Origin of the sequence: Pseudomonas sp. So3.2b (genome assembly GCF_019464415.1) — a bacterium.
Classification (GTDB): Bacteria; Pseudomonadota; Gammaproteobacteria; order Pseudomonadales; family Pseudomonadaceae; genus Aquipseudomonas; species Aquipseudomonas shahriarae.
Genome location: NZ_CP080494.1, coordinates 5,168,745 through 5,182,049, shown reverse-complemented (window position 1 = coordinate 5,182,049; position 13,305 = coordinate 5,168,745). Strand labels below are relative to the sequence as shown.

At 61.7% G+C, this 13,305-nt stretch carries 13 protein-coding genes; 10 read left to right on the top strand and 3 right to left on the bottom strand.

The features are described from left to right. Nucleotides 1-75: 75 nt before the first annotated feature. From K1X80_RS23280 to K1X80_RS23270, 3 genes are all read right to left on the bottom strand, one after another. Nucleotides 76-459: a hypothetical protein gene (locus K1X80_RS23280; RefSeq protein ID WP_057958551.1), complete on the bottom strand. Its 384-nt coding sequence runs from the start codon at nt 457-459 to the stop codon at nt 76-78. Between the two features lie 7 nt (nt 460-466). Further along, a complete protein-coding gene (locus K1X80_RS23275) occupies nt 467-895 on the bottom strand; it encodes a DNA polymerase III subunit chi (RefSeq protein WP_057438270.1) in 429 nt (142 codons plus the stop codon). A 65-nt stretch (nt 896-960) separates the two neighbouring features. Further along, nucleotides 961-2,451: a leucyl aminopeptidase gene (locus tag K1X80_RS23270; RefSeq protein ID WP_198817993.1), complete on the bottom strand. Its 1,491-nt coding sequence runs from the start codon at nt 2,449-2,451 to the stop codon at nt 961-963. A gap of 282 nt (nt 2,452-2,733) precedes the next feature. On the opposite strand from K1X80_RS23270, the gene lptF reads away from it, so the two are divergent. The 10 genes from lptF to tadA all read left to right on the top strand — a co-directional run bounded on the left by lptF (nt 2,734) and on the right by tadA (nt 13,245). Continuing rightward, on the top strand, nt 2,734-3,852 hold the full coding sequence (gene lptF, locus K1X80_RS23265; RefSeq protein WP_057958552.1) for an LPS export ABC transporter permease LptF: 1,119 nt from the start codon (nt 2,734-2,736) through the stop codon (nt 3,850-3,852). Continuing rightward, nucleotides 3,845-4,924, top strand: a complete 1,080-nt coding sequence (lptG, locus tag K1X80_RS23260) for an LPS export ABC transporter permease LptG (protein WP_057958553.1) — start codon at nt 3,845-3,847, stop codon at nt 4,922-4,924. The genes lptF and lptG overlap by 8 nt, the downstream gene beginning before the upstream one ends. A gap of 152 nt (nt 4,925-5,076) precedes the next feature. After that, nucleotides 5,077-6,876 (top strand): translation elongation factor 4, encoded by a 1,800-nt coding sequence (gene lepA, locus K1X80_RS23255; protein ID WP_003210439.1) that lies wholly within the window; start codon nt 5,077-5,079, stop codon nt 6,874-6,876. Between the two features lie 5 nt (nt 6,877-6,881). Then, nucleotides 6,882-7,736 carry a signal peptidase I gene (gene lepB / locus K1X80_RS23250; protein ID WP_220172526.1) on the top strand — a complete coding sequence of 285 codons (855 nt, stop codon included), beginning with the start codon at nt 6,882-6,884 and terminating at the stop codon, nt 7,734-7,736. Nucleotides 7,737-7,890: 154 nt separating this feature from the next. After that, nucleotides 7,891-8,580 carry a ribonuclease III gene (gene rnc / locus K1X80_RS23245; RefSeq protein WP_029297476.1) on the top strand — a complete coding sequence of 230 codons (690 nt, stop codon included), beginning with the start codon at nt 7,891-7,893 and terminating at the stop codon, nt 8,578-8,580. After that, nucleotides 8,573-9,475 carry a GTPase Era gene (era, locus tag K1X80_RS23240; protein ID WP_029297473.1) on the top strand — a complete coding sequence of 301 codons (903 nt, stop codon included), beginning with the start codon at nt 8,573-8,575 and terminating at the stop codon, nt 9,473-9,475. Before rnc ends, era begins: the two co-directional genes overlap by 8 nt. 166 nt (nt 9,476-9,641) lie before the next feature. After that, nucleotides 9,642-10,331, top strand: a complete 690-nt coding sequence (gene recO / locus K1X80_RS23235; RefSeq protein ID WP_057438280.1) for a DNA repair protein RecO — start codon at nt 9,642-9,644, stop codon at nt 10,329-10,331. A gap of 51 nt (nt 10,332-10,382) precedes the next feature. Beyond that, a complete protein-coding gene (gene pdxJ / locus K1X80_RS23230) occupies nt 10,383-11,126 on the top strand; it encodes a pyridoxine 5'-phosphate synthase (protein ID WP_057438282.1) in 744 nt (247 codons plus the stop codon). A 248-nt stretch (nt 11,127-11,374) separates the two neighbouring features. Continuing rightward, nucleotides 11,375-12,754, top strand: a complete 1,380-nt coding sequence (locus K1X80_RS23225) for a multicopper oxidase family protein (protein ID WP_057438284.1) — start codon at nt 11,375-11,377, stop codon at nt 12,752-12,754. Next, on the top strand, nt 12,754-13,245 hold the full coding sequence (gene tadA, locus K1X80_RS23220; RefSeq protein WP_057958555.1) for a tRNA adenosine(34) deaminase TadA: 492 nt from the start codon (nt 12,754-12,756) through the stop codon (nt 13,243-13,245). Before K1X80_RS23225 ends, tadA begins: the two co-directional genes overlap by 1 nt. The last annotated feature ends 60 nt before the right edge of the window (nt 13,246-13,305 follow it).

Below are 13,305 nucleotides of genomic sequence, written 5' to 3'. Positions count from 1 at the left end.
AGAGAGGGGCTAAGGCTGGCGCGGGTCAAATGTAGGAGCGGGCTTGCCCGCTCCTACAGGGGATATCTATGTGGCTTAGGACTGGTACTGGCTAAGCAACCGCTCCATCCGCGCATCCATCCGGCGCTTGATCTCGGTTTCGATATGCGGGGCAAAGTCGTCGATCACGTCCTGCATGATCAATTGCGCAGCGGCGCGCAGTTCGTTGTCCAGGTGCAGCAACAGGGCATCGGGGGCTTTTTCGGCGGCGGGCGCTGCCTGGACGACGGGCGGCTCGACCGGCGCGGCGGCGGCTGGCTTGGCGCCGACCGTATCGAACAGCAGGGGGATCTGTACCTCTTCTGCGACAGTATCGGTCAGCAGCGGCGGTTGCAGGTTGTCATCACCCAGCAACTGGCGGATCGACTCGAGGTCGTCCAGCAGGTGGTCAGACGGTTTTAGCGGATTTGAAGTGTCCATCATGTGCTCAGAGTCGCTGTAATCGGTGATCTTGCAGAGAATAGCCCTGTTCGCGGTAGAAACGGAAACTCTCACGCGCGGCCTGACGAATAGCCGGATCTTCCACCACCACTTCCGCGACCCGGGCAAACCCCTTGGCGAAGGCTGGCACTTTCAGGTCCAGGTTGACCAGCAGGTCATGGTGATCGCCACAACTGTCGCCCACACCCAGCACCACCTGGCTGTCCGGCTCCGATTCTGCGGGGCCGTGGGGCACAAAGCTCTCGCCCTTGAAGCGCCACAGGCGGGCATCGAGGTCGTCACGCTGGGCGGCATCGCTGCAGTGCAGGTAGATGCGGTGGCCCATGCGCCAGGCTTTTTCCGTGAGTTTGCAGGCAAAGTCCAGGCGAGCCGACGGATCGGCGCTGGGCAATATATAGAAGTCGACTTGGGTCATTACATTTCCAGGCAGGCACGCAAAAACCTGTAGGAGCCTGTAAATCGGCTCCTACAGAGTTGCGTTTAGGCTTTGGCGCGATCCAGCAGGTACTGGGTCAGCAACGGCACCGGACGGCCGGTAGCGCCTTTGTCCTTGCCACCGCTGGTCCAGGCGGTGCCGGCGATATCCAGGTGAGCCCAGTTGAAGTTCTTGGCAAAACGCGACAGGAAGCACGCCGCCGTGATGGTGCCGGCCTTTGGCCCGCCAATGTTGGCGATGTCGGCGAACGGGCTGTCCAGTTGCTCCTGGTACTCATCGAACAGGGGCAATTGCCAGGCGCGGTCGTCGGCCGCCTTGCCGGCGCTGAGCAATTGCTCGACCAGCTCGTCGTTGTTGCCCAGCAGGCCCGAGGTGTGGGAACCGAGAGCGACGATGCAGGCGCCGGTCAGGGTGGCGATATCAATCACTGCCTGGGGCTTGAAGCGCTCGGCGTAGGTCAGGGCATCGCACAGCACCAGGCGGCCTTCGGCGTCGGTGTTGAGGATTTCCACGGTCTGGCCGCTCATGGTGGTCACGATATCGCCTGGGCGGGCAGCACCGCCGCTCGGCATATTTTCGGCACAGGCCAGGATGCACACCAGGTTGATCGGCAGCTTGAGCTCCAGCACGGCGCGCAGGGTACCGAACACACTGGCGGCGCCGCCCATGTCGTACTTCATCTCGTCCATGCCGGCACCCGGCTTGAGGCTGATGCCGCCGGTGTCGAAGGTGATGCCTTTACCGACCAGGGCGAACGGTTTGTCGGCCTTCTTGCCGCCGTTGTATTGCATGACGATCAGGCGGGGCGGCTGGTCGCTGCCCTGGCCCACGGCATAGAACGAGCCCATGCCCAGTTCTTTGATCTTCTTCTCGTCGAGGACTTCGACTTTCAGGCCCTTGAATTCTTTGCCCAAGGCCTTGGCCTGTTCACCGAGGTAGGTCGGGTGGCAGATGTTTGGTGGCATATTGCCCAGGTCGCGGGTGAACGCCATGCCCGCAGCGATGGCCTGGGCGTGGGTGGTGGCGCGCTGTACTTCAGCCTGGGCGGCCTTGATGGTCAGCAGGGTGATTTTCTTCAGGGCGCCGGGTTCGGCTTTCTGGCTCTTGAACTGTTCGAACGTGTAACCACCGTCCAGCAGGGTTTCGGCCAACAGGCGGGTCTTGCCGTAGCTGTCGCGGCCCTTGACCACGATTTCGTCCAGCGCCAGTGCCGCATCGCTGCCGCCCAGACCCTTGAGGGTGTTGAGGATGGCGCTGATGATCTTGCGGAACGGGCGGTCGCCCAGTTCGGCATCCTTGCCCACACCCACCAGTAACACGCGGTCGGCTTTGAGGTTCGGCAGGCCTTGCAACAGCAGGCTTTGCCCGACTTTGCCGGCCAGGTCGCCACGCTTGAGCACCGCGCTGATGGCGCCACCGCTCAGTTCATCGACTTGTTTGGCGGCCGCGCCGAGCTTGCGGCCTTCGCCGATGGCGACCACGAGGGTGGCGGTCTTCAACGTTTCGGGGCTAACGCTTTTTACAACCAATTCCATGTTCGGGTCCCTTATATAAGGTCAAAGAGCCTGGAGTCTGTACTCCGGCCTGTGGGCTGGGCCGCCTGTAGACGGCCGCGACAAAGCCCGCAGTTTGTACCGCGCCGCCCGAGCCTGACAACCCTTGACGCCAGCTTTGTGCATGGGTGTGAGCAAGCTCCGTGACAGGCGCGGACAATCACAGGATAATGCGCCATCTTTTTCGCCGGCCCGTGTCAACGGGGCGACTTGATATGCTTGCTTGTTTGGCCGCCTTAGCCTGACAACCCTGGAGTGTCTGGTTTGATCGTCTTCCGTTATCTGTCCCGCGAAGTTCTGCTGACCCTGAGTGCCGTAAGTGCGGTACTGCTGGTCATCATCATGAGTGGTCGTTTCGTCAAATACCTGGCCCAGGCCGCCTCGGGTGCCCTGGATCCAGGCTCGTTGTTCCTGATCATGGGGTTCCGCCTGCCTGGCTTCTTGCAGCTGATCCTGCCCCTGGGCCTGTTTCTCGGGATCCTGCTGGCCTATGGCCGGCTCTACCTCGAAAGCGAGATGACCGTGCTGTCGGCCACCGGCATGAGCCAGCAGCGTCTGCTGGCCATGACCATGGTCCCGGCCACCGGCGTAGCGCTGGTGGTGGCCTGGCTGAGCCTGAGCCTGGCGCCCCAGGGCGCCATGCAATTTCAGCTGGTGCTCAACAAACAGGACGCGATGACCGAGTTCGACACCCTCGAACCGGGGCGCTTCCAGGCGCTCAACGACGGCACCCGCGTAACCTACACCGAGCGCATGACCGACGATCGGGCCAACCTCGGCGGTGTGTTCATCTCCGAGAAGCGCCTGGGCCAGGACAAGAAAGACCGAGGCATTTCCGTGCTGGTGGCCGATAGCGGGCGCCAGGAAGTGCGTCCGGACGGCAGCCGCTACCTGATCCTGGAAAACGGCTACCGCTACGACGGCAGCCCCGGCCAGGCCGACTACCGTGCCATCAAGTACGACACCTACGGGGTCATGCTGGCCCGGCCGGATGTGAGCAACGAGGTCACCGACCGCGATGCCATCCCGACCTCAGCCCTGATCGGCAGCAAGCAACTGCGCTCGATTGCCGAGCTGCAATGGCGTATTTCCCTGCCACTGCTGGTGTTTATCGTCACCTTGATGGCGGTGCCGCTGTCCCGGGTCAACCCGCGCCAGGGCCGCTTCCTCAAGCTGCTGCCGGCGATCCTGCTGTACATGGCCTACCTGACCATCCTGATTTCCGCCCGTGGCTCCCTGGAGAAGGGCAAGCTGTCGCCGACCCTGGGGCTGTGGTGGGTCCACGGCATCTTCCTGGTAATTGGCCTGGGCCTGCTGTATTGGGAACCGATTCGCTTGAAAATGCAGAGCCGTCGCGGCATGAAGGAGATGGCTCGTGGGTAAGTTGGATCGCTACATCGGTAGCAGCGTACTGGTCGCCATCCTGGCGGTATTGGGCATCATCCTCGGCCTGGCGTCGTTGTTTGCCTTCATTGATGAAGTGGGCAACGTCACCGATACCTATACGGTCACTGACGTACTGAGCTACGTGGCGCTGACCGCGCCGCGCCGGCTCTACGACATGATGCCGATGGCCGCACTGATCGGCTGCCTGATCGGCCTGGGCAGCCTGGCCAGCAACAGCGAGCTGACCATCATGCGCGCCGCGGGGGTGTCCATTGCCCGTATCGTCTGGGCGGTGATGAAACCCATGCTGCTGCTGATGGCCACCAGCGTATTGATCGGCGAATACGTGGCGCCACCGGCGGAAACCACCGCCCAGGCCAACCGTGCGCTGGCCCAGGGCTCGGGCGACGCGCAGAGCTCCAAGCGGGGCCTGTGGCACCGCCAGGGCGATGAATTTATCCACATCAACGCCGTGCAACCCGGTGGCCTGCTGGTGGGTGTGACCCGCTATCGCTTTGATGAAGAGCGCCACATGCTGTCGTCGAGCTTTGCCAAACGGGCACAGTTCAATGACAACCAGTGGGTGCTGAGCGATGTCACCACTACCCATTTCCGCAACCCCGGCAAAGGCACCGAGGCCAGCACCGAGGTGATCAACGAGCCGACACAGACCTGGGACATCGCCCTCAAACCGGAACTGCTCAATACCGTGGTGATGGTCCCGGAAAGCCTGCCGATCTCCGGTTTGTGGAGCTATATCCACTACCTCAAAGACCAGGGCCTGAACAACGGCCGCTACTGGCTGGCATTTTGGGTCAAGGTGTTGCAGCCGGTGGTGACCGCTGCCCTGGTGCTGATGGCGATTTCGTTTATTTTCGGCCCGTTGCGCTCGGTAACCCTGGGCCAGCGGGTATTTACCGGGGTATTGGTCGGTTTCACCTTCCGCATTGCCCAGGACCTGCTGGGGCCGTCGAGCCTGGTATTCGGCTTCTCGCCGCTGTTTGCGGTGCTGGTGCCGACCGGCATCTGTGCCCTGGCCGGGTTCTGGCTGCTGCGGCGGGCCGGTTGATCCGCGGTTGTTGAATAAAAAATGCCCCATTCGCAAGAACGGGGCATTTTTGTTATTGGTCGTCAAAGATGACGTCTGGCCTGAGCATCAGGTACAATTCCCGGCTATTTTTCAGCGGGCAATCTGCCTGCAGCCTTTTTGAGTGTTGATCCGTGAGTGATTTGAGTCATATCCGCAATTTCTCCATCATCGCCCACATTGACCATGGTAAGTCGACGCTGGCCGATCGATTCATCCAGATGTGCGGCGGCCTTGCCGAGCGTGAAATGGAAGCCCAGGTCCTGGACTCCATGGACCTCGAACGCGAGCGCGGGATCACCATCAAGGCCCACAGCGTTACCCTGTACTACACCGCCAAAGACGGTATCAAGTACCAGCTGAACTTCATTGACACCCCGGGCCACGTCGACTTCACCTACGAAGTCAGCCGTTCCCTGGCCGCCTGCGAAGGCGCGCTGTTGGTGGTGGACGCGGGGCAGGGCGTTGAAGCCCAGTCCGTGGCCAACTGCTACACCGCGATCGAGCAGGGCCTGGAAGTCATGCCGGTGCTGAACAAGATCGACCTGCCACAGGCCGATCCGGACCGTGTGAAGGAAGAAATCGAAAAAATCATCGGCATTGACGCCACCGACGCCGTCGAGTGCAGCGCCAAGACCGGCCTGGGTGTCGACGAAGTGCTCGAGCGCCTGGTCAAGACCATTCCTGCGCCAACCGGTAACTACGAAGATCCGCTGCAAGCGTTGATCATCGACTCCTGGTTCGACAACTACCTGGGCGTTGTGTCCCTGGTACGCGTGCGCCATGGCCGGGTGAAGAAGGGCGACAAGATCCTGGTCAAGTCCACCGGCAAGATCCACCTGGTGGACAGCGTCGGTGTATTCAACCCCAAGCACACCGCTACCACTGATCTGAAAGCCGGTGAAGTAGGCTTCATCATCGCCGGTATCAAGGACATCCACGGTGCGCCGGTCGGTGACACCCTGACCTTGAGCTCGACGCCTGATGTCGACGTGCTGCCAGGCTTCAAGCGCATCCAGCCCCAGGTCTACGCCGGCCTGTTCCCGGTCAGCTCCGATGACTTCGAGGATTTCCGCGAAGCCCTGCAAAAGCTGACCCTCAACGACTCGTCGTTGCAGTACACCCCGGAAAGCTCCGACGCCCTGGGCTTCGGCTTCCGCTGCGGGTTCCTGGGCATGCTGCACATGGAAATCATCCAGGAGCGCCTGGAGCGCGAGTACGACCTGGACCTGATCACCACCGCGCCAACCGTTATTTTTGAGCTGGCGCTGAAAACCGGTGAAACGATTTACGTCGACAACCCGTCCAAGCTGCCGGATCTGTCGTCGATCGAAGACATGCGCGAACCGATCGTGCGCGCCAATATTCTTGTGCCGCAGGAGCACCTGGGCAACGTCATTACCCTGTGTATCGAAAAGCGTGGCGTGCAGCACGACATGCTGTTCCTCGGTACCCAGGTCCAAGTGACCTACGATTTGCCGATGAACGAAGTGGTCCTGGACTTCTTTGACCGTCTCAAATCCACCAGTCGCGGCTATGCTTCGCTGGATTACCATTTCGACCGTTATCAATCGGCCAATCTGGTGAAGCTCGATGTGCTGATCAACGGCGACAAGGTCGATGCCCTGGCGCTGATCGTGCACAAGGATAATGCGCACTACAAAGGTCGCCAGTTGACCGAGAAGATGAAGGAACTGATTCCGCGCCAGATGTTCGACGTTGCGATCCAGGCCGCCATTGGCGGGCAGATCATTGCGCGGACCTCCGTCAAGGCTCTCAGAAAGAACGTACTGGCCAAATGCTATGGCGGCGACGTCAGCCGTAAGCGCAAGCTGCTTGAGAAGCAAAAGGCCGGTAAAAAACGCATGAAGCAAGTGGGTAACGTGGAAATTCCACAAGAAGCCTTCCTTGCGGTGCTCAGGTTGGATAGTTAGGTCCTATGTCACTAAATTTCCCGCTGTTGCTGGTCATCGCCGTTGCCGTCTGTGGCCTCCTGGCGCTGCTCGATCTGCTGTTCTTCGCCCCGCGTCGCCGGGCGGCCATCGCGTCCTATCAGGGCAGCGTCAGCCAGCCCGATGGCGTGGTGATCGAGAAGCTGAACAAAGAGCCCCTGCTGGTTGAATACGGCAAGTCGTTCTTCCCGGTGTTGTTCATCGTGCTGGTGCTGCGCTCGTTTCTGGTAGAGCCGTTCCAGATTCCTTCGGGTTCGATGAAGCCAACCCTGGATGTGGGCGACTTTATCCTGGTGAACAAGTTTTCCTACGGGATCCGCTTGCCGGTGATCGACAAGAAAATCATCGAGGTGGGTGATCCGCAGCGCGGCGATGTGATGGTGTTCCGCTACCCAAGCGACCCGAACGTCAACTACATCAAGCGTGTGGTCGGCCTGCCGGGTGACGTGATTCGCTACACCAGCGACAAACGCCTGCTCGTCAATGGCGAGTCGGTGGCTGAGAAACTCATCGGTGCCGAGCCTAATACCCTGGGCAGCGCCGAGCTGTACGAGGAAAAACTCGGGGCGGTAGAGCACCAGATCCGCAAGGAAATGAGCCGCTACCGTTCGCCGCCCGACAACCAGTGGACCGTGCCTGCCGGGCACTACTTCATGATGGGCGACAACCGCGACAACTCCAACGACAGCCGCTACTGGGATGATCCAAGCATTCCCAAGGAGCTGCTGGGCATGGTTCCGGACCAGAATATCGTCGGCAAGGCCTTCGCGGTCTGGATGAGCTGGCCCGAACCCAAACTCAGCCACCTGCCGAACTTCTCGCGGGTGGGGCTGATCAAGTAATCCATGCGGCGCTGTGAACACAGCGCCGAATGCTTTTCTGGGGCTTGGACATTGGTCCGGCCTCGAGCGATACGCAGCATTGCCAGGATTTGAATTTGAACACAGCGTTAATCGTCGATGGCCTTTGCCGCCACGTACTGAAAGTAGGTAAACCGTGAGCGTTTCTTTGAGTCGTCTTGAGCGTCAGCTCGGCTACACCTTCAAGGACCAGGAATTGATGGTCCTTGCCCTCACACATCGCAGTTTTGCCGGGCGCAACAATGAACGCCTGGAATTCCTCGGTGATGCCATTCTCAACTTCGCCGCGGGCGAAGCCTTGTTCAACCGCTTCCCCCTGGCCCGTGAAGGCCAGCTGTCGCGCCTGCGTGCGCGCCTGGTGAAAGGCGAGACCCTGGCCGTACTGGCCCGTGGTTTTGACCTGGGCGAGTACCTGCGCCTGGGGTCCGGCGAGTTGAAAAGCGGCGGTTTCCGTCGCGAGTCGATCCTGGCCGATGCCCTGGAAGCCCTGATCGGCGCGATCTATCTCGATGCCGGGATGGAAGTGGCCAAGGAGCGGGTCATGGCCTGGCTGGCGTCGGAAATCGACAGCCTGACCCTGGTGGATACCAACAAGGATCCCAAGACCCGCCTGCAGGAATTTTTGCAGTCGCGCGGCTGCGAACTGCCACGCTACGAAGTGGTGGATATCCAGGGTGAGCCGCATTGCCGTGTGTTCTTCGTCGAATGCGAAGTCACCTTATTGAACGAAAAAAGCCGAGGTCAGGGTGTGAGCCGTCGTATTGCCGAACAGGTAGCGGCCGCTGCAGCACTGATTGCCCTGGGCGTGGAGAATGGCCATGACTGATTCAACCGCAACACGCTGTGGCTATGTTGCCATCGTCGGCCGTCCCAACGTGGGCAAGTCCACGCTGCTCAACCACATCCTCGGGCAGAAGCTGGCGATCACCTCGCGCAAGCCGCAGACCACTCGCCACAACATGCTGGGCATCAAGACCGAAGGCAACGTGCAAGCGGTCTACGTCGACACCCCGGGCATGCACAAAGGCGGCGAGAAAGCCCTGAACCGCTACATGAACAAGACCGCTTCGGCGGCGTTGAAAGACGTCGACGTGGTGATCTTCGTGGTTGACCGCACCAAGTGGACCGATGAAGACCAGATGGTGCTGGAGCGTGTGCAGTACGTCACCGGCCCTTTGATCGTCGCGCTGAACAAGACCGACCGCATCGAAGACAAAGCCGAGCTGATGCCGCACCTGAGCTGGTTGCAGGAACAACTGCCGAACGCCCAGATCATGCCGATCTCGGCCCAGCACGGGCACAACCTCGAAGCCCTGGAGCGGGTGATCGCCGGCTACCTGCCGGAGAACGAGCACTTCTTCCCGGAAGACCAGATTACCGACCGCAGCAGCCGCTTCCTCGCCGCTGAACTGGTACGCGAGAAAATCATGCGCCAGATGGGCGCCGAGCTGCCGTACCAGATCACCGTGGAAATCGAAGAGTTCAAGCAGCAGGGCAAGACCCTGCATATCCATGCGCTGATCCTCGTCGAACGTGACGGCCAGAAGAAAATCATCATTGGCGACAAGGGCGAGCGCATCAAGCGCATCGGCACCGAGGCGCGCAAGGACATGGAATTGCTGTTCGATTCCAAGATCATGCTTAACCTGTGGGTGAAGGTTAAGGGTGGCTGGTCCGATGATGAGCGTGCACTGCGCTCCCTGGGCTACGGCGACCTGTAATCAGCCTTTAGTAACACCGCAGGACAAAATGTGGGAGCGGGCTTGCTCGCGAATGCAATGGATCAGTCACCAGATGCTTTGGCTGACCCACCGCATTCGCGAGCAAGCCCGCTCCCACATTGGATAGTCGTTGTTTTCCAGACCGTGTTCCCGCAGCGAGAACCCCATGTCCCCAACCCCACCCCCCAGCCAACCCGCCTACGTCCTGCACAGCCGCGCCTACCGCGAGACCAGCGCCCTGGTGGACTTCCTCACGCCCCAGGGCCGGCTGCGCGCGGTGTTGCGCAGTGCGCGGGGCAAGGCGGGCACGCTGGCGCGGCCATTCGTGGCCCTGGACGTGGAGTTTCGCGGCAAGGGCGAGCTGAAAAACGTCGGCCGCCTGGAAAGCATCGGCACCTCGGCCTGGCTCAATGGCGAGGCGCTGTTCAGCGGCCTCTACCTCAATGAACTGCTGATCCGCCTGCTGCCCGCCGAAGACCCGCACCCCGCGGTGTTCGATCACTACGCTGCGACCCTGCTGGCCCTGGCCGAAGGCCGCCCCCTGGAGCCGCTGTTGCGTGCTTTCGAGTGGCGTCTGCTCGACGACCTGGGCTACGGTTTTGAACTGAGCAACGACCTGCACGGCGAGCCCATCGCCAGCGACGGCATGTACCGCCTGCAGGTGGATGCAGGCCTGGAGCGCGTCTACCTGCTGCAACCCGGCCTGTTCCAGGGCACCGAGTTGCTGGCCATGGCCGACGCCGACTGGAGCGCCCCCGGTGCCTTGTCTGCGGCCAAGCGCCTGATGCGCCAGGCCCTGGCCGTGCATCTGGGCGGTCGGCCGCTGGTCAGTCGCGAGTTGTTTCGAAAGCCCTGACATCCCCGTGTATGCTGTGCGCCGATTCTTTCCCTTTTCAGGAGCGCTTCCGTGACCACCAGCAATCGCATTCTTCTTGGCGTCAACATCGACCACGTCGCCACCCTGCGCCAGGCCCGGGGCACTCGCTACCCTGATCCGGTCAAGGCCGCGCTGGATGCCGAAGAAGCCGGCGCCGATGGGATCACCGTGCACCTGCGCGAAGACCGCCGGCACATCCAGGAGCGCGACGTACTGGTGCTCAAGGACGTGCTGCAAACGCGCATGAACTTCGAAATGGGCATCACCGAAGAAATGATGGCCTTCGCCGAGCGCATCCGTCCGGCGCATATCTGCCTGGTCCCGGAAACCCGCCAGGAACTCACCACCGAAGGCGGCCTGGATGTCGCCGGCCAGGAAGCGCGGATCAAGGCGGCGGTCGAGCGCCTGTCGCAGATCGGCAGTGAAGTCTCGCTGTTTATCGACGCCGACGAACGGCAGATCGAAGCCTCGCGCCGCGTGGGCGCCCCGGCCATCGAGTTGCACACCGGCCGCTACGCCGATGCCACCACCCCCACCGAAGTGGCCGAAGAACTGCAGCGCATCATCGACGGCGTGGCCTGTGGCCTGCGCGAGGGCCTGATCGTCAACGCCGGCCATGGCCTGCACTACCACAACGTCGAAGCCGTGGCGGCGATCAAGGGCATCAACGAACTGAACATCGGCCACGCGCTGGTGGCGCACGCGCTGTTCGTCGGTTTCAAAGGAGCGGTTGCCGAAATGAAAGCGCTGATCCTGGCTGCCGCCAAGCCCTAATCAACGCCAAAGATTCAACGTGGCGCGGGCTTGTGTGGGAGCGGGCTTGCCCGCGATAAGGGCGTTTCAGTCGATACCTCTATTGACTGACACAGCGCTATCGCGGGCAAACCCGCTCCCACACAAGCTTGCTCCCACATAAGGCCTTTCCCACATGCGGCAATGCGAAGCCTTACTGTTTAGCCGGCAGGGGTGTATCGTATTTGCCCTTTGCGGGCCTTGGGCCTGCGCAGATTTGTGAGGTTGTTGTGTCCCGATCCTTTTCCCGTCGACAAATCCTTGGTGGCCTCGTCGGCCTGGCAGTCGTGGGTGTCGGTGCCGGTGGCGCCTATCGCTACTGGCTGGGGAAAGTCGCGGACGCCAGCGCCGGGCGCGATTACGAGTTGATCGCCGCACCGTTGGACGTGGAACTGGTGCCGGGACACAAGACCGAGGCTTGGGCCTTTGGCCCTTCGGCGCCGGGCACCGAGTTGCGCGTACGCCAGGGCGAATGGCTGCGGGTGCGCTTTATCAACCATCTGCCGGTTGCCACCACCATCCACTGGCACGGCATCCGCCTGCCCCTGGAAATGGACGGCGTGCCCTACGTCTCGCAACTGCCGGTATTGCCCGGTGAGTATTTCGACTACCAGTTCCGCGTGCCGGATGCCGGCAGCTACTGGTATCACCCCCATGTCAGCAGCAGCGAAGAACTGGGTCGTGGCCTGGTCGGCCCGTTGATTGTCGAAGAGCGCGAGCCCACCGGCTTCCAGCACGAACGCACCCTGAGCCTGAAAAACTGGCATATCGACGAGCAGGGTGAATTTGTCGAGTTCAGCATCCCCCGCGAAGCAGCCCGTGGCGGTACGGCCGGGCGCCTGTCGACCATCAACGGTGTGCCGCAGGCGGTCATCGACCTGCCTGCCGGGCAAATCACCCGGGTGCGCCTGCTCAACCTCGACAACACCCTGACCTATCGCCTGAATATCCCCAACGTCGAGGCGCAGATCTACGCGCTGGACGGCAACCCCATCGAGCCACGGCCCCTGGGCAAGGAATACTGGCTGGGCCCGGGCATGCGCATCTGCCTGGCAATCAAAGCCCCGCCGGCCGGCGAAGAGCTGTCGATCCGCAATGGCCCGGTGCGCCTGGGCACCTTCCGCTCGGTGGCCAACACCGACGCCCCCGGCGAGTGGCCACCGGCGTTGCCGGCCAACCCGATTGCCGAGCCCGACCTGGCGAATGCCGAGAAGCTCAACTTCAATTTCGAATGGGTCGGCTCGGTCTCGGTCGATGTCGAAAACAGGCCGCCGAGCCTGTGGCAGATCAACGGCCAGGCCTGGGATATCACCGACAAGACCTGCGCCGACCGCCCGATTGCCAAGCTCGAGTTGGGCAAGAGCTATATTTTCGAACTGAAGAACATGACCCAGTACCAGCACCCGATCCACCTGCATGGCATGAGTTTCAAGGTCATCGCCTCGAACCGCCACAAAGTCACGCCGTACTTCACCGACACCTACCTGCTGGGCAAGAACGAGCGCGCTCGCGTGGCGTTGGTGGCGGATAACCCTGGGGTGTGGATGTTCCACTGCCATGTGATCGACCATATGGAAACCGGCCTGATGGCCGCCATCGAGGTGGCGTGATGCGCCAGATACGCCCGACGGCGATTATCGACCGCAGCCGCGACCAGGACTTTATGCGCGAAGCCCTGGCCCTCGCCGCCCAGGGCGCGGCCCTCGGCGAAGTGCCGGTGGGTGCGGTGCTGGTGCAGGACGGCGAAATCATCGGGCGCGGCTTCAATTGCCCGATCAGCGGCAGCGACCCCAGCGCCCACGCCGAGATGGTCGCCATCCGCGCGGCGGCCCAGGCCGTCAGCAACTACCGCCTGCCGGGCAGCACCCTGTATGTGACCCTGGAACCGTGCAGCATGTGTGCCGGGCTGATTGTCCACTCGCGCATCGCGCGGGTGGTGTACGGCGCGCTGGAGCCCAAGGCGGGGATTGTGCAAAGCCAGGGGCAATTCTTTACCCAGGGCTTTCTCAATCATCGGGTGATGTATGAAGGCGGGGTGCTGGCCGAGGAGTGCGGAGCGGTGTTGAGTGAGTTCTTCAAGGCGCGCCGGGCTAAACCCTGACCTCAATGTGAGAACCAGATCAATGTGGGAGCAGGCAAGCCAGCTCCCACATTTTTGATC